Source organism: Companilactobacillus sp. HBUAS56275 (assembly GCF_036913655.1).
Lineage (GTDB): Bacteria > Bacillota > Bacilli > Lactobacillales > Lactobacillaceae > Companilactobacillus > Companilactobacillus pullicola.
The window spans coordinates 546,762-563,364 of the sequence record NZ_JAYKKK010000001.1 but is presented as its reverse complement, the minus strand read 5'-3'; the positions used below and the strand labels follow the sequence as shown (position 1 = coordinate 563,364).

Here is a 16,603-nt window from a genome sequence, read left to right as displayed (position 1 = left end):
GTTGAATGGGGAATTTTAAAAATGGATATTGATTTTAAGAAATATGTTGCTAATGTTCAAGATTTTCCAGAACCTGGTGTACTATTTCGAGATATTTCACCATTAATGGCTGATGGCAAAGCATATGCTGCAGCAACCGATAAGATTGTTGAGTATGCTAAAAGTCGTGGTGCTGAAATGATTGCAGGACCAGAAGCACGTGGCTTTATCGTGGGATGTCCGGTAGCATATAAAATGGGTATTGGCTTTGCTCCAGCTCGTAAAAAGGGTAAGTTGCCTCGTGAAACTGTTTCAGTTACATATGACCTAGAATATGGTCAGGGCTCATTGTACATGCAAAAAGACGCTATTAGACCAGGTCAAAAAGTATTAGTAGTTGACGATTTGATGGCGACAGGTGGCACATTAGCTGCTACAATTAAGTTAATCGAAAAATTAGGTGGTATCGTAGTTGGAACGGCCTTCTTAATTGAGTTAACTGATTTGCACGGACGTGATAAAATAAAAGGGTATGATATGTTTACTCTTATGCAATACTAGTACAAGGGGCCTAAAGGCCTTTATTATGGTGAGTTGGCAGAGTGGTAATGCACCGGACTCGAAATCCGGCGAACCCGTTATACGCGGGCGCGCAGGTTCAAATCCTGTACTCACCTTAAATAATGAACTGTAGTCGTCAAGGCTACAGTTTTTTTGTTGTAGAGGAGATCGAATTATCAAATCAGAGCGACTATTACAGATGCTGTATCTACTTTTGGAAAATGAAAAAATACCGACTCCAAAACTGGCAATCAAGTTGGGTGTTTCAGTGCGTACAGTTTTTCGTTATGTTGAATCTTTAAGTCAAGCTGGATTTCCAGTTTATGTCCTCAAAGGGAGAAATGGTGGGGTAGCTTTATTACCTGAATTTAAACTGAATAATGTTTTAGTTGATAAGGACGAACAAACAAATATCTTAGCCTCTTTACAAAGTATGAAGACCTTTAATCTTAGTGACGATGAAACTTTAAGTAAATTGTCTTCAATTTTTAAAGAAGATCCGATTTCATGGATAAAAATTGATCCCACCGCTTGGTCTAGAAATGAAGATTATAAAAAGGATTTTGCGATTTTACGACAAGCAATTCTTCAATCTCAATTTATAGTTTTTAAATATATTAATGCTCAAAATAAAATTTCCAATCGCCTAGTTTATCCTTATTACGTTGTATTTAAAGACCATGCGTGGTATCTAAAGGGGTACTCGATGGAAAGAAAGGCCAGTCGAACTTTCAAATTGGTGCGAATGAGTAATTTACGAGTAAGTGCGACTCCTGATAACAAAGAAAAGCCATGGCTGAATAATCAGGATGGCCAATATCATTTAGACAAAATGATTAAGGTTAAATTGTTAATAGATCATACTTTGAAGTATCGAATCTATGAAGAATTTTCTAAAAATGAAGTACTTGAACAAGATTCTGGTAATTTCATTGTTACAACTGAATTAGAAGATGACAGTTGGCTAATGACCTATTTAATCTCTTATGGTTCGCATCTAAGGGTAATTGAACCCTTGTCTTTGAAGAATAAAGTTAAACAAGAAATAAAACAAATGTTGAAAAAATATTAAATCATGACAAACTGTTGTCATGATTTTTTTGATACTATACGTAATATCTTAAAAAATCTAATTGGGGATCAAAAATGTTATTAAAAGATTTATATTCAAAAGAATTTTTAGAGGAATTATCAAGAGAAATCAGAAAAGAATATTCAAATTTTTCCGAGGACAAATTTGTTAATGCATGTCTAGCAACTGAATGGGAAGACTTAAAGTTGATGGAACGAAGTGATGTTATAGTTCAGAAGTTACACGATCAATTTCCAAATGATTTCGAACAAACAGCTCCAATTTTGTTGAGTATTGGTTCAAAATTTACAGGTTTGGCAGCAACTTGTTTACCCAATTATGTGGCTAAGTATGGATTGAATGATTGGGATGTTTCTATGCAGGTATTAAAAATTCTGACACAATATTCATCTGCCGAATTTGCTATTAGACCATTTTTAGTAAAGTATCCCAAGATCACGAATGACTTAATGTTAACTTGGTCTGAAGATAGTAATGAAGATGTTAGACGATTATCTAGTGAAGGCAGTCGGCCCAGGTTACCTTGGGGTATACGGTTAAATCAATATATAAAGGATCCAATTCCCGTAATGGGCATTTTGGAAAAATTGATATTTGATAAAAGTATTTATGTCCAAAAATCAGTTGCCAATAATTTGAATGACATTAGTAAAGATAATCCTGAAGAGGTAATTAAATTTGCCCAAAGGCACTGGCATCAAACGGAACGTGCAGATTGGATAATTACTCATGGTTTAAGGACATTGTTTAAGCAAGGAAATCCGGAGGTCTTGAAGCTATTAGGTTACGATAATGAAGTACTTGAAAAGCTTAAAGAAATAAACTTTGGAGTGAATAAGTCGAAGATAAAAATTGGAGAAACGTCTACGCTTAATTATAGTTTTAAGAATGATGATAAGTTGCATTTGCCTGTGTACATTGGATATCGAGTACATTATGTTCGGCAGAATGAGAAACATTCTTATAAGGATTTCTTTGTAAAGAAAACAGATTTGAAAGGTAAGCAGTTAATATCTGGATCAACTAAAATTAAGTGGAAACAATTGTCGACTCGAAAACTTTATCCGGGTCACCACGTAATTGATTTATTGGTCAATACTAAAGTTGTTGCTTCAATTGGGATTGAGCTTGAAAAAGGATGAGGGTTTACTGGTAATTAGTAACAATATAAAGGTTTATATGTTTGTATTTTCTTGCAGCACATCGTAGAATGTAATCACTTACAATAAGGGGTGTTAGAATATGAAATTAAAAAAAGAAATCGTTCTTTTTCTTTCTTTGGGTCTCTTTATGCTGTTCGGAATCAAGTCACAATCTGTACAAGCAGCGGAAACGGGTACGTATCAGACTAGTGAGAACAGTTATAAAACAGTGGTCAACACCAGAGACAGCATGGTTAAGCTATATGCCCGAGGCGATGATGGTGTCTTTAGAGTAATTAGTAATAGGGTTTTAGGACCATCATCTTCATGGGCAACGGATAAACAAGTTTATAATGGTGTAAAAGAAGATGGGACTCACTCCAGTTTTTACAGAGTTGCCACAAATGAATGGATGGCTGACAATTCCGAAGGTACGGCATTTGGATTTGAAGTAAGACTTCAAAAATTGTCTGGTCAAGTAGATAATTATCCACCATCAAATGCTAAAGTGATTACCGTAAAGAATGGTGTCAAAGCACCTATCTATGATTCTTACGGACATCGGACAAATAAGACAGTGTCTGCTAATAGTTCGTGGATGACAGATAGATATTATGCTTATGGTTCAGGTATTCCATTGAATTTTGTAGCCTATAGAATTGGAAGCAATCAATGGTTAAGTTTGGATGATATTAATGTAACTGCAACGTATTAATTATTAAAAAAGCGTATTCCTAGTTTTCATAGGAATACGCTTTTTTACTTGTAATTGCTATTATAAAAATAATCACTAAATTTATAATTTAAACGATTGTGCCAGTAGACAGGCGACTGCATCATCAATTCATCGTTTTGCGAAACATAATCGGGATAAGGAACCTTATATTTTAAAGTTTTATCCTCATAAAGAAACTCCGGATCGTTAACTCTACTCAAATTAGCTTGGTGATTGGAAAACATCATTAGCATGACCAAAGCATAAGAGCAGATAATTCCAGCCAGCATAACTTTTGAAACATATTTAGTCATTTTACGCGGTTCGACGATAGATAAAGCCTTGTTGACATAAATCATTCCTAAAATAAATAAGAAAACGAAAGAACTAAAGTATTCTCTGACAAATATTGGTGACAGGATAAATAAAAATGGTACGAATAAAGCTACGGTATTCAATAAGTAGAAGTAAGCATCAAATCCTTTAAGGACTATCAATGTTGCTGTAATCAGGAATAAATAGAAGAGTATTCCTATCAGACCATCAATTAAAGCCAGCTGATAATCAACATGTTTGAATTGGTAGGAGAGATAATCAATTTTCCAGTTTAATTTTAGATATAAATTTATTAGTAAATAATAAATTGTAAAAAAGCTGGATGATATAACAATAAAATATTGAATTCGTTTACTCTTAATTTCTTTTAAGGCAATGATTATCAGTGATAAACAAATCAAAACGATAATGAAATAATTTAAAGTAATAATCCAAAAGTGAGTGGTATTGATATAGCTATCAAAATATTTATCTATTGAAAAAGATACTTTACGGTACTGGTTCTTACTGAAGTAGTAGGCTGGATTGACAAACATGAAAATTGCTGAAGTAATGGCTCCTGTGGTGTAAGCAATAACAATATTTTTTGATAAGTTAAAATTTTTATATTTATTCAAATAATAAATCAAACCAATGGAAAGAACACCAACAAAAATTTGATAAAGCGTCATATGTTCAACAAACAGTCCACCGGTGAAAGATAGAATAAAGAATGCGACAGTAGGTAAACTGTAGTTAGTTTTGATATATTTTTTTAACATAATACAATAGAACAGAAGCAAAGTAATAGGTGGTAGATAATTAACAAAACCGGCAAACCACATGAAAACACTTTGAATATACCCTTTTTGCAAGGTAACGAAGAATGATAGGGATAAAATCAATGATACTTTATTTCTTCCAGTCAGATACCATAGGCACCAGATAAAGGTGGTAATTACGCCGGCATAAAAGATTGCCGCAAAGACAGGACTGTGCATGATTAAGATTTCTAGGAGATTTCCTAAGTAGCGGCCGTTGGAACTGCCACCGAAAGACGGATCTAAGCCGTAAAAATGATGGGTTAATAAATAATGTCCCGGTTTGCCCCACCAAAAATAGTCATCCCCAGCAGGGATGATTAAAAATGAAGTTATAAAAAAATATAAGTATAGAATTGAGAAAATAATTTTATTGTTACGATAAAGTTTGTAGGTTCGATTCATGAATAAACTTTCACCCCAATTAACTCGCTTTGTTTATACATACATATTATGATGTAGGAATTAATTTTTCAATAAACTATAAATAAATTTGTTTAAATAAATATCTAAATCGACATAGTATATGACAAAAAAGACCAGTACGGTGACCATCTGGATAAGGAAGATGGTTGCTGTACTAGTCCTTTTTTGGTTTCGGGGAATAACCAATGTTCTTTGCAATATAGTGGAAACGAGCTTCGCAAAGGCAACCTCCTGTGGTTTGTTACAGTACTAGAATCACACGCATAGTTCGCGTGTAATTCTAGTACTTAGACAAATCCTCAGAGGTTGGACGCCCCTGAGGAGCTCTCTGAAATAAGTTGTTCGACATTTTGTAGCAAACTGGTATTAATATTAATCAAAACGGTTGTGGCGTCGAAATTATTTTTAATTCCATTCTTGATTTCAGTTCCTACTAATTTTTCAAAAAGCAGGGTATAGAGGTTTACTCCAGTTGTTAGTGTCGTTTTCCTAACTCCGGTTTGATAAAGCTTGATTGAATGTGATAAGAATGGAAATTGTTCGTAAATCTCTCGTTCAAAAAAGAGGTCAGTGGCAGGAACATCTCCACCCATTAGTGCAATTTCGTGTTGAATCTGGTATTGATAAAGCCATTTAAGAAAAATAATGCCAGTGTCAGTTTTTTTAGAATATTTATTGATACCGATGACTCCACCACCTAAAGCTGGCTTATTGCCGGGAATAGGAGCAATACCATACTTAGTGGGATCAACGTTATTCAGATGATTTGAAAAACCAACTAATAGGGCAGTCCCTTGATTCTTGAAATCGTCCACTTCGGAATTCCACCAATTCTTTGATTCAATCATACTTACAGATCGTAATTTACGGTAAAGTTCATATGTTTTAATAAAAATTTTAGAATCAAATTTTAAAACTTTGTCAGTGTAGTCTATTTGTCCACCCAATGAGTAGTAATAAGGCAAAAATTCTGAGGCAATCAAGACCCCTTGGTCATCAATCAAGGAAATGGGATGGTAATTTTTAATTTCAGGTATCGAAGTTTCTTCTAAAAAGGTAGAGAAATCAACTAGTTCCTGATAAGTAGTGGGTGGAACTAATTCACGTCCAAATTTTTCTGAATATTGTTTCTGAATAATGGCATTATTAAAAATTTCTGTTTGATACAACATCATTTGAACACTGGGATCAAGTGGTAATGCATAAGGAGCTTTTTCCAAGTAAATATATTGTTGCCAGTTGTTTAATTTAGTTAACTCACGCCCAAAGTCAGCGGTTAATGGTTTGAATATCTTTTTACCAAACCAATTGAAATCACTGATATCTAAACGAATGAGATCGTACTTTTTCCAGTCATCACTAGTTAGTAGAGTACGCATTTCTGAAAAATCTTTAGTGACTAAGTCGACATCGATACCGTATTTATTTTTTAAATCAGGCAACAGATTTTTTAAAATTTGTGAAAAAGGTGTTTCCAGCAATAAAAGTTTTAAAGAAGTATCAATTTTCTTTGTTGCAAAGGTTTGATAATTAGTTTGATAGATATCGATATTGGTAGTTCTTGTGGAGATCGAGAGCATGTCTACTAAAGACAAGGCAATTTTATTAGCCGAATAATGAAAAACAGTTTTCTGCGATTCGGGATTGAAAGAGACAATATTTTTAACTGTGATCAGAACTACTTTGATAGTCACTAAGTTAAAAGTTTTAGCAATACTTTGAATACGATTAGCCAATTTACTATTAAAAGTTACGAAAGTGGCATTCGGATAATCATTGATTTGTTGATAAATCTCATTCATAGAATCATTTATACAGTTATCTTCAGCAAAAAAGTGATAAAGACCGAGTCCAAAATCATCTTTAATTATAAAAGTAGGATCAGTGAAGTTAGTTTTAATAGAATTAAGATCAATAAGAACTTGTCGCACGTTGGAGTGGGTGGTTGCACCAATAAAAATTAAGTTCTGTGGTTCGTCCAGTTGACGGGCTATTTTTTTTGAAGCAATTAAATTATTGATAACGAAGATACCATAATAATTTTCCCGTCTAATTTGGTTATAACAATTTTCTTCAGTTTGCAAATCATTATTGGTTTCAAAAAGTTTCAGACTAAAACCTAGATTTTTTAATTCATGATATAAGTTTGCATATAAATCGTTAGTATTGTCATTCAATCGAGGCATGACCAAGGCGACCTGTGTAGAGTTCTTTTGACGAATAGCTAAAGCAGTCGTGTCACGAACATAATTCAATTTAGCAGCGGCCTGTTCAACTTTACGAATCGTGTCAACTTTGACATTTCCACGATGATTCAAAACATTTGAAACGGTACCTAAACTAACGTGAGCTTCTTTAGCAATGTCAGTGATAGTAACTTTACTCATATTTTCCTCCTATAAAAGATATGTGTTCTTATTTGAATTCGGTTATGACCTGTATAACTAGTATGGTGCGGGTATGCCGTCAGTAGTAGAAAATCTGTGGGCCGCTGGAACGTGGCGGACATATTTTTTACTATTGACTAGATTTTTGATTCCATTGTTATTAGTTAACATTGTAGTATCTGGAAGGATTTTAACTTTATGTGATCAAAAGAAGATTGTTGTTTCTGGTTTAGAAGAAAATTAATATTTATTGGATATATAAGTATACTCGAATATTCTAACGAATCTTGCTTTTACTATTTGATGTTTTAAAAATGTACAAACAATAGAAGTACTCTTTAGTCCGGAGCAAAAATTGGGAATGCGTTCAGCTATGAGATCATTGTTACCGGCTTTGCCGGTTACAATGAGGCCGACTTTGGAGATCCATTATTTTACGCGAAGTGTAAAATGATTAGCTCCAAATCGTGCCCATAGCGTTCCAACAGCATTCCCAATTCTTGCGGAGGACGGCACCCAAAGCACATATACATACTATAACCAAATCCAAGTAGAAACCGCATAAAATCAAGGATAAATTAGACTTTACACAATCTTTACATAAAAAGGATTGCGGAAAAGAATAATTCCCATATAATGATTATATCGTCTGAATTGAAACATTTCAATTTTATAATGAAAATAATTGAAACATTATAAGGGAGAATAGTTCGTGAAAAAATTTTTTAAATTATTCATAATTACATCACTATTTTTTTCAGTTTTAGCTGGGTGCGCTGCTGGTAAAAAAGGACAAGCTGCTAGCGGTTCTAAAAATGAAAAAATTGTGGTTTACTCTAATTCCATCAGTAATGGTCGTGGTGACTTCTTAAAAGAAGAAGCGGCTAAAAAGGGTTTCAAACTGGAACTAGTCGATCTGGGTGGTAACGATATTTACAACCGACTAGTAGCCGAAAAGGATTCGCCCGTTGCCGATGTGGCCTTTGGTATGAATCAAATGAGTTTTTCATCTCTAAAAGACAAAGGAATGTTAGAAAAATATGCTCCAAAGTGGCTTGATAAGGTAAATAAGAATATCGTCGACAAAGATAATAATTTCTCACCACTTTCAGAACAACGTGTTTTCATGATTTATAATGCCGATAAAATCAAGAAGGATCAAGCGGCTAAAGATTGGCAAGATATGTATTCAGATACTAAGAACAAGGGCAAGTATATCGTACCGGCTAACTTAGGTGGTGCCACAACTAACGCCGTTGTTTACAGTCAATTAATGAATCACGTAGACAAAAAAGGTAAGTTAGATATTTCTGACGCTGGTTGGAAAGATCTAGATCAATATTTCAAGAACGGTAAGAATTTAACTGAAGGTCAAACAGAAGTTGCAGCATTGGCTAACGGTGATGCTTCATATGCTTATACTTTCCTAAGTAACGTACCAGTAGTTGAAAAGAAGTTAAAAGTTAAATTAGGCGTTGTTAACCCTTCATACGGTGTACCGCAAACAATTGAACAAGTTGGTATTTTGAAGAAGAAATCAATGAAGAGTCAAACTAAGAAATTTGTTGACTGGTTCGGTAGTGCTGAACTTCAAGGTAAGTGGGCTAAGAAATTTGGAACAGCACCAGTTAACAAAGATGCTGAATCATCAATTGACCCTCGTGTTAAAGAGATTATGAAAGAAACTACACCACAAAAAATCGATTACAACTTCGTTAATAAACATTTAGCTAAGTGGATTGAAAATATTGAACTAAATATTTTGAAATAGAGGATTTCTGAATGATAACTTTTAAAAACGTGCGAATTAAGTATGGTGATTTTGTAGCTGTACCTGATTTAAATTTTGAGGTCAACGAAGGTGAATTTTTCACACTTTTAGGTCCTTCAGGTTGTGGTAAAACAACGACTTTACGTGCATTAGCTGGTTTCTTAGAAACGAGTAATGGTCAAATTGAAATTGATGGACGTGATATTACGCATGTGCCAGTCAATGAACGTGAGGTTGGAATGGTTTTCCAAAGTTACGCCTTATTTCCAACTATGACGACACGTGAGAATATTGCTTTTGGTCTAAAAGTCGAAAAGAAAAGTAAAGACTACATCGAGCAACGCGTTGAAGAAATAGCTAAAATGGTTGATTTAACTGAAGAACAATTAGACAAAAATGTTTCCAATCTATCTGGTGGTCAACAACAGCGTGTAGCAATCGCTCGAGCAATTGCTAAGAAACCTAAGATTTTAGTTATGGATGAACCATTATCCAATTTGGATGCTAAGCTTCGTAAGACTCTTCGTAAAGAAATCAAAGAATTCCAACGTAAATTTGGTATCACAATGGTTTATGTTACCCATGATCAAGAAGAGGCCTTGATGTTGTCCGACAGAATTGCCGTTTTTAACAAGGGTAAATTGGAACAAATCGGAACTCCAGATGATATTTACAATCATTCAAAAACAGAATTTGTCTGTAATTTTATTGGTGACGCTAACGCCTTTGATACAGAAGATTTACAAAAATTAGATGTTAATACTGCCAAATTTGCCGGATTTGACAAGTTTTATGTGAGACCGGAAAAAATCTATTTGTCTAAGGAAAAACGTAGTCTCTTGAACGGACAAGTTGTCTCTAAAGAGTTTTACGGAATGTACGCCTATTACAAAGTTAATATCAACGGAGTAGAATTTATTTCTTTCCAAAGTGAAAGTAGCGTTGAACAATTTGAAGTAGGTGACCAAGTAGCAGTCTTCATGAATTTGGAAGATATACTAACTTATAAGGAAGAGGCGCTTAGTCATGATTAGAATTAAACGTTTAAATCCTGGTTTAGTATTGTTCATGATCGCATTCTTGTGGTTCATCGTTGCATTTATGCTCTTTCCCAATATTGAAATTCTGCGTTCGGTATTCTTCAATCAAGAGAGTTCGGCGATGGATTCCATCAAGTCAATATTGAGTTCACCCAGAGCTATGCGGGGAATCAAGAATTCATTTATCCTAGCAGTAACATTAACTTGTACAACAACGATTGTAGGGATTCTGGAGGTTCTTTTCCTTGAATTCTTTGACATTAAACTGAGAAAGTTAGTTAACTTAGCCTACATGATTCCACTGATTTTTGGTGGCGTTATGGTAGCTAATGGATATATTTTCACATATGGTTCCCGTGGTTTTGTGACGACTTTCTTACTAAAGTATTTCCCTAAAATGAATCCAGCGTGGTTCAGTGGTTATGGAGCTGTTATTTTCTTAATGACGTTTGCTTGTACTTCCACTTATATGATTTTTTTCCGTAACTCCTTTAAGAGTATTGACTATCAAACAATTGAAGCAGCCCGCGGATTAGGTGCTTCTAATACCAAAATCATTTTCCAAGTGGTTTTGCCAACGTTGAAACCAATTCTGTTAACTTGTACGATTCTGCTTTTCCAAACAGGTTTGATGGCAATGTCTGCACCATTGATGATTGGTGGAAAGCAATTTGAAACAATTAGCCCATTGATCCTAACTTTCACACAAAGACCAACATCAAGAACTTTGGCAGCTGTCTTATCACTGTTCTTAGGCTTGATCCAAATGATCCTGTTGTATGTTTTACAACGTAATGAACGAAAAGGTAATTTTTTATCGATCTCTAAAGTTTCAACCCGTATTAAACGTGTGAAAATTGCTAATCCACTCTTAAATGTTTTGGCTCATTTGACAGCTTATGCGATTGCGTTGATCAATTTAATTCCATTCTTAGTTGTTTTACTATTTTCATTTACAGACGTTGAGGCAATCTCGACACGTCAATTACATTGGAATAGTTTTAGTTTAGCCAATTATAAATTGATTTTAACGAGTGAATCGGCTTATCGTCCATTCTTAACTAGTGTGTTCTATGCCACGGCTGCATCAGTTATTGTGGTCGGCTTGATGTTAGTAATGGCACGTTTCATTTACAAACGCCGTAATCGTTTTGCGACCGTTTTGGAAATGATCATTTATACACCTTGGGTATTTCCAGGATTAATGTTTGCTTTGGGATTAGTAATTACTTACTCTCATCCGCATACGATTGTAATGAATAACATTTTGACCGGATCGTTAGCCATCATGCTGATAGCTTATATTATCGTTATGATGCCAAATACATTCCGTTTCTTAAAGGCCTCGTTTTTCTCAGTTGATCAGTCACTGGAAGATGCGGCTAAGAATCTTGGTGCTAAGCCTTCATACACATTTTTGAAGATTGTTTTACCAATTGTCTTACCAACGGTTTTGGCTATGCTTGCGATTAACTTTAATGGTAAATTGAGTGAATATGATCTTTCCGTTTTCTTATACAATCCAATTGCTAAGCCAATCGGGGTTGTTATTAGAAATAATTCATCGACAGAAGCTGGGATTGAAGGTATTTCCTTGAATTTTGTTTACTCAGTTATTTTGATGACTATCAATGCATTAGTTTTCTTCTTCGTTTACGCTGATGGAAAAAATGTCATTAAAAATTTATTCAAAAAAAGAAAGATAAGTGTAAATGAAAATTAACAGTCAACTTTTTAAACAAAAAATGAATGAGCAAGATTTCTTGATTCTGGTTCACCGTGGTTCGCACAGTGGCAATATTATTGAGAATACTAGTGATGCTGCCAAGGTATCGTTGGTTCAACAGGTAGATATGGTTGAAATTGATATTTCCAAATCAACAGACGGTGATTTCTTCATCTTCCATGACGGTGGAGAAGAACGTTTATTGCATGAAAAAAGAAATATTCAGGAATTGTCTACCACCGAGATTAAGGCAAAATATTATTATAATAGTTTGGATGAACAGGTCGACAAAAAAGTAGAGAGTTTTGATTATTATTATCAACATATCGACCACCAAACTTTCATCAATATTGATCGTTCCTGGAATTACTGGCAGACATTTTTACCATTTTTGGATCAGTATTCAGCAATGCATGAGTATTTTGTTTTGAAATCTCCACCCAAACGAGAATACTTACAAATTTTAAACAATCATCCGATTAAATATCTTTATTTCCCAATTATTACTGATTTAGAACAGTTAAAAGTTTTGGCAGAGTTTCCTGATTTAAATATTGTAGGGTTAGAAATAATTGAAACAACTCCCAATTTGGATCTAATTAATTCACCTATTTTAGATAAGTATCGTCAAGGGGAATATATGCTTTTAGCCAACAGCATTAAATTAAACAGTAAAACTAAGTTGTTTAGTGGGCTGGATGACAATTTGGCCTTGTTGGATGGTCCCAAAGTTAGTTGGGGTAAAATTTTGAAAACAGGTATCAATGCAATTCAAACCGATTGGCCTGATGTTTTGTATCGTTATCGTTGTTCACAACAAAAATAGTATAAGTATTAACAGAGGTAGTTGAAATAAGCCGTTGTCCGCAAAAAAATTGTGGGCCACGGCTTATTTTGTTTACATACAGTTAGTATTCATACTGTAATCTCAATAAATTGACGTCTCTTTAAGTAAGCGCTATCATGAATACGAATTGGATAGTAAATGAGTAATTGGAGTTGCAATGGAAATCTGTAGGAACTACAAAAACCTACTTAGTCCGTTTATTTAATGAGGGCTGAGTAGGTTTTTTGTATGAAAAATTCAAAATATTTGCTAAATTATGTGGTTCATATTACTTGAACGAATAATGTTTAAAAGATTATTGTTACCGTGAAATTATCGCCATGCTAAGTAAAAACCTATAAAAATTAGGAGAGAAAGACATGGAATATGAACAGATGAATAAGCAAATTATTCAAGGCGTTGGTGGCAAGGAGAATATTAAATCGGTTATTCATTGCGCTACACGACTCCGTTTTGTTTTGTATGATGAATCAAAAGCAGATGATAAAAGAATTGAAAATATTCCAGGAATATTACAGTTGGTAAAAAGTGCCGGACAATATCAAATAGTAATTGGCGGCCGGGTAGAGGATGTCTATGACAATCTAGCAGATATGTTGAATTTTGACGATGTGTCTAATGGTTCGCATAATCTTAAAAAATCGGTAAACAATCAAGCCATACTAGACAGGGTGATTGAAACGATTACAGGAATACTTTCACCTACGATTCCTTTACTAGCAGGTGCTGGAATGGGAAAGGTTTTACTTTTAATTTTGAATATGATGGGTGTATTATCGTCCAAAAGCCAAACCTATCTCATGCTAAATTCGATATTTGACACTGGGTATTATTTCATGCCAGCCTTTATCGGATTTTCGGCCGCAAAGGTATTTAAAACCAATCAAATATTGGGTGCCTTTATTGGTTTGGTCACAGTTAACCCTGATTGGGTAACAATGGTTGCTGCTGGCAAACCAATTCATTTCCTCGGCTTGCCAGTGGATCTTGTATCTTACTCTTCAACTTTTATTCCAGCCATATTATCAGTATGGTTGATGTCTTACATTGAAAAGTGGGTCAAGAAGATTACACCTAGTGTGATCAAAGTGTTTGTGGAACCAATGCTAATCATTTTATTTACGGCACCATTGACCTTTTTAGTAATTGGTCCGATTGCTAATTTGATTTCTCAAGGTATTGCTAACGGTAGCATGTTCTTGTACGACAATATCGGCATGATTGCTATTCCCATCCTAGCTGGTTTATATCCTTGGCTGGTTTCGATGGGAGTTCATAAAGCTTTGAGTCCAATCAGTATTCAATTGTTGGTTTCTCAAGGTTATGATCCAATCGTTCGAGTGGCAGCTTTATGTGCAAATATGTCCCAGGGTGCTGCTAATTTAGCCGTCGGATTGAAAACCAAGAATAAGAAGTTACGGAGTTTGGCTTTATCATCTAGCGCTACTGCTTATTTAGGTGGTATCACCGAGCCGGCAATGTTTGGTGTCAATCTGAAGTTAAAAAAGCCAATGTACGGAGCCATGATTGGTGGTGCCGTAGCCGGAGTCTTTGCTGGATATATGAAGATGAAGGCATTTGTGTATGTTACGCCGGGTCTACTGAGTTTGCCAATGTGGGTATCTAAGACGGAAAACTTTATTTTGCCAGCTATTATGACAATTACAGTTTCCAGTTTGGTAACCTTTGTAGCGACTTGGCTGATTGGGTTTAAAGATCCAGTCGATGATCTAGATCTTGAATTTAAAAATAATAATGATAAAAAAACCGATGTTGGACAAAAGGTTAAGAGTCCGGTTGAAGGCAGAGTAGTTGCACTAGATAAAGTAAATGATAAAACTTTTGCCAGTGGCATTATGGGTAAAGGGAGTGCAATTATTCCCACTGCAGGTAAAGTTATTGCTCCAGCAGATGGCAGGGTAGAAGCCTGTTTTCCAACTGGACATGCCATCGGTATTCATTTAGATAATAATGCTGACTTGTTGATTCATGTAGGAATCGACACGGTGGAATTAAAAGGAAAATACTTTCAAACATTGGTTCAAAAAGGTGAGCGGTTTTCTGCTGGTCAAGAATTATTAAGATTCGATATTGAAGGTATTAAGAAATCCGGTTATGATCCGACCGTAATAGTCATAGTACTTAATAGTAAGGACTTCTTAGAAGTATCGCCTATTCCTGAGGCAGAAAACGAGGTCACCATCGATAATAATTTATTAATGTTAGCCTAATAGGAGGTTGTCTCTTATGAAAAGTTATCAAATCAATCCAGATTTTTTGTGGGGTGTTGCAACATCTGCCAATCAAGTTGAAGGTGGATGGAATGAAGACGGTAAAGGGATGTCAATTGCTGATTGTCTCAGATATCGTCCAGAATTGGATGTAACTAATTACAAAGTTGCTAATACAATTACGAGTAAACAGGTTGAGGAAGCAGTATCTGATCTTTCAACTAAAAGATGGGGCAAGCGTCACGGAGTCGATTTTTATCACAATTATCGTGACGATATTAAACAATTGGCTGCAATGGGAATTTCTGCTTTCAGATTTTCTATCAGTTGGGCCAGAATTTTCCCCAATGGTGATGATGAAGAACCTAACCAAGCAGGACTAGATTACTATTTAGATGTTGTTAAAGAAATGAAAAAGTATAATATTGAACCAATTATGACGTTATCTCATTACGAGATTCCACTCAATCTAGTTTTGAATTATGATGCCTGGTATGACCGTAGAGTTATCGGCTTTTTTGAAAAATTTGCTAAGACGGTAATTGATTATCTGCATGGTTATGTAAAATATTGGATTCCAATCAATGAAATTGACAGTATCATTCGACATCCCTTCTCATCCGCCGGTTTAATTGAAGATCGGTTTCCACGTGAGAATTTTAAAAACGTGATTTATCAAGCAATGCACAATCAATTTGTTGCTTCAGCCAGAATCGTTAAGTATTGTCACGAGACTTATCCAGATATAAAGATTGGTTGCATGATCACCAGTACCATGGTTTACCCATATAACAGTGATCCTCGTAACATTTTAAGAACGACGGAACTCATGAGAAGTGTTTACGCCTTCAGTGATATTCAAATCAGGGGTAAGTATCCCAAATACCTTTTAAATAAATTAAAAGAAGAGGATATTGAAATTAAAAAACAACCCGATGACGATGAAGATATCAAAGATGGGACCGCTGATTTCATTGCCTTTAGCTATTATTCATCTGTCTGCACAGCCTATGATACGACAGGATTACAAGTTACGAAGGCTAATCGAATCAATGGAGTATATAATAAGTATCTCCCAGAAAGTGAATGGGGCTGGCAAATTGATCCCATTGGCTTGAGGGTTTCTTTGATTACTCTATATGACAGATATCAAAAACCACTCTTCATTGTTGAAAACGGTCTTGGTGCTTCAGATGTTTTGACTAGTGATCATAAAGTTCATGATGATTATCGCATTAGTTATTTGAGAGACCATATTCAAGAAATGTTGACTTCTGTAATGGAAGATGGAATTGAACTGATGGGTTATTGTATGTGGGGAACCACTGATATGATCTCAGCGTCATCTAATAAAATTTCTAAACGTTATGGATTGATCTATGTCGATTTGGATGACGAAGGCAACGGATCTTATAAGCGGTATAGAAAAGACAGTTATTATTGGTATAAAGCCCTGTTGTCTTTTGGCAATAAAATTCCCTTATCATTTTTCGATAGACCGTTGGAAAATTTTGATACATCAACGGCAAGTTAAAATATTTGATAAAGG

Annotated in this window: 12 protein-coding genes and 1 tRNA gene; 11 read left to right on the top strand and 2 right to left on the bottom strand. The window is 34.9% G+C overall.

Annotated features, from left to right (window positions below):
* The first annotated feature begins 21 nt into the window (after positions 1-21).
* From U8526_RS02575 to U8526_RS02555, 5 genes are all read left to right on the top strand, one after another.
* The gene (locus tag U8526_RS02575; RefSeq protein ID WP_334340414.1) at positions 22-540 is read left to right on the top strand and encodes an adenine phosphoribosyltransferase; all 519 of its coding nucleotides are present in this window, start codon (positions 22-24) and stop codon (positions 538-540) included.
* A gap of 27 nt (positions 541-567) precedes the next feature.
* A tRNA-Ser gene (locus U8526_RS02570) sits at positions 568-656 on the top strand.
* A gap of 83 nt (positions 657-739) precedes the next feature.
* The gene (locus U8526_RS02565; RefSeq protein WP_334340413.1) at positions 740-1,612 is read left to right on the top strand and encodes a helix-turn-helix transcriptional regulator; all 873 of its coding nucleotides are present in this window, start codon (positions 740-742) and stop codon (positions 1,610-1,612) included.
* Between the two features lie 74 nt (positions 1,613-1,686).
* On the top strand, positions 1,687-2,775 hold the full coding sequence (locus U8526_RS02560) for a DNA alkylation repair protein (RefSeq protein ID WP_334340412.1): 1,089 nt from the start codon (positions 1,687-1,689) through the stop codon (positions 2,773-2,775).
* 100 nt (positions 2,776-2,875) lie between these two features.
* The gene (locus U8526_RS02555) at positions 2,876-3,490 is read left to right on the top strand and encodes a hypothetical protein (RefSeq protein ID WP_334340411.1); all 615 of its coding nucleotides are present in this window, start codon (positions 2,876-2,878) and stop codon (positions 3,488-3,490) included.
* 44 nt (positions 3,491-3,534) lie between these two features.
* Here the strand turns inward: U8526_RS02555 and U8526_RS02550 are convergent, their stop codons facing one another.
* Both U8526_RS02550 and U8526_RS02545 read right to left on the bottom strand, forming a co-directional pair.
* Entirely contained in the window at positions 3,535-5,031 is a 1,497-nt protein-coding gene (locus U8526_RS02550; RefSeq protein WP_334340410.1) for a hypothetical protein, read from the bottom strand.
* 320 nt (positions 5,032-5,351) lie between these two features.
* Entirely contained in the window at positions 5,352-7,439 is a 2,088-nt protein-coding gene (locus U8526_RS02545) for an extracellular solute-binding protein (protein WP_334340409.1), read from the bottom strand.
* 712 nt (positions 7,440-8,151) lie between these two features.
* On the opposite strand from U8526_RS02545, the gene U8526_RS02540 reads away from it, so the two are divergent.
* The 6 genes from U8526_RS02540 to U8526_RS02515 all read left to right on the top strand — a co-directional run bounded on the left by U8526_RS02540 (position 8,152) and on the right by U8526_RS02515 (position 16,588).
* Positions 8,152-9,210 carry an extracellular solute-binding protein gene (locus tag U8526_RS02540; RefSeq protein WP_334340408.1) on the top strand — a complete coding sequence of 353 codons (1,059 nt, stop codon included), beginning with the start codon at positions 8,152-8,154 and terminating at the stop codon, positions 9,208-9,210.
* Positions 9,211-9,221: 11 nt separating this feature from the next.
* The gene (locus U8526_RS02535) at positions 9,222-10,244 is read left to right on the top strand and encodes an ABC transporter ATP-binding protein (RefSeq protein ID WP_334340407.1); all 1,023 of its coding nucleotides are present in this window, start codon (positions 9,222-9,224) and stop codon (positions 10,242-10,244) included.
* The gene (locus tag U8526_RS02530; protein WP_334340406.1) at positions 10,237-11,973 is read left to right on the top strand and encodes an ABC transporter permease; all 1,737 of its coding nucleotides are present in this window, start codon (positions 10,237-10,239) and stop codon (positions 11,971-11,973) included. Before U8526_RS02535 ends, U8526_RS02530 begins: the two co-directional genes overlap by 8 nt.
* Positions 11,963-12,802, top strand: coding sequence for a glycerophosphodiester phosphodiesterase family protein (locus U8526_RS02525; protein ID WP_334340405.1), 840 nt, complete (start codon positions 11,963-11,965; stop codon positions 12,800-12,802). The genes U8526_RS02530 and U8526_RS02525 overlap by 11 nt, the downstream gene beginning before the upstream one ends.
* Before the next feature lie 380 nt (positions 12,803-13,182).
* The gene (locus U8526_RS02520) at positions 13,183-15,054 is read left to right on the top strand and encodes a PTS beta-glucoside transporter subunit IIBCA (RefSeq protein WP_334340403.1); all 1,872 of its coding nucleotides are present in this window, start codon (positions 13,183-13,185) and stop codon (positions 15,052-15,054) included.
* Between the two features lie 16 nt (positions 15,055-15,070).
* Positions 15,071-16,588, top strand: a complete 1,518-nt coding sequence (locus U8526_RS02515) for a glycoside hydrolase family 1 protein (protein WP_334340402.1) — start codon at positions 15,071-15,073, stop codon at positions 16,586-16,588.
* Positions 16,589-16,603: the final 15 nt, after the last annotated feature.

What these genes read in the sequence shown, in the direction of transcription:
- U8526_RS02575 (WP_334340414.1), top strand. Translation starts at nt 22, where the DNA reads ATGGATATTGATTTTAAGAAATATGTTGCTAATGTTCAAGATTTTCCA.
- U8526_RS02565 (WP_334340413.1), top strand. Translation starts at nt 740, where the DNA reads ATGCTGTATCTACTTTTGGAAAATGAAAAAATACCGACTCCAAAACTG.
- U8526_RS02560 (WP_334340412.1), top strand. Translation starts at nt 1,687, where the DNA reads ATGTTATTAAAAGATTTATATTCAAAAGAATTTTTAGAGGAATTATCA.
- U8526_RS02555 (WP_334340411.1), top strand. Translation starts at nt 2,876, where the DNA reads ATGAAATTAAAAAAAGAAATCGTTCTTTTTCTTTCTTTGGGTCTCTTT.
- U8526_RS02550 (WP_334340410.1), bottom strand. Translation starts at nt 5,031, where the DNA reads ATGAATCGAACCTACAAACTTTATCGTAACAATAAAATTATTTTCTCA.
- U8526_RS02545 (WP_334340409.1), bottom strand. Translation starts at nt 7,439, where the DNA reads ATGAGTAAAGTTACTATCACTGACATTGCTAAAGAAGCTCACGTTAGT.
- U8526_RS02535 (WP_334340407.1), top strand. Translation starts at nt 9,222, where the DNA reads ATGATAACTTTTAAAAACGTGCGAATTAAGTATGGTGATTTTGTAGCT.
- U8526_RS02530 (WP_334340406.1), top strand. Translation starts at nt 10,237, where the DNA reads ATGATTAGAATTAAACGTTTAAATCCTGGTTTAGTATTGTTCATGATC.
- U8526_RS02525 (WP_334340405.1), top strand. Translation starts at nt 11,963, where the DNA reads ATGAAAATTAACAGTCAACTTTTTAAACAAAAAATGAATGAGCAAGAT.
- U8526_RS02520 (WP_334340403.1), top strand. Translation starts at nt 13,183, where the DNA reads ATGGAATATGAACAGATGAATAAGCAAATTATTCAAGGCGTTGGTGGC.
- U8526_RS02515 (WP_334340402.1), top strand. Translation starts at nt 15,071, where the DNA reads ATGAAAAGTTATCAAATCAATCCAGATTTTTTGTGGGGTGTTGCAACA.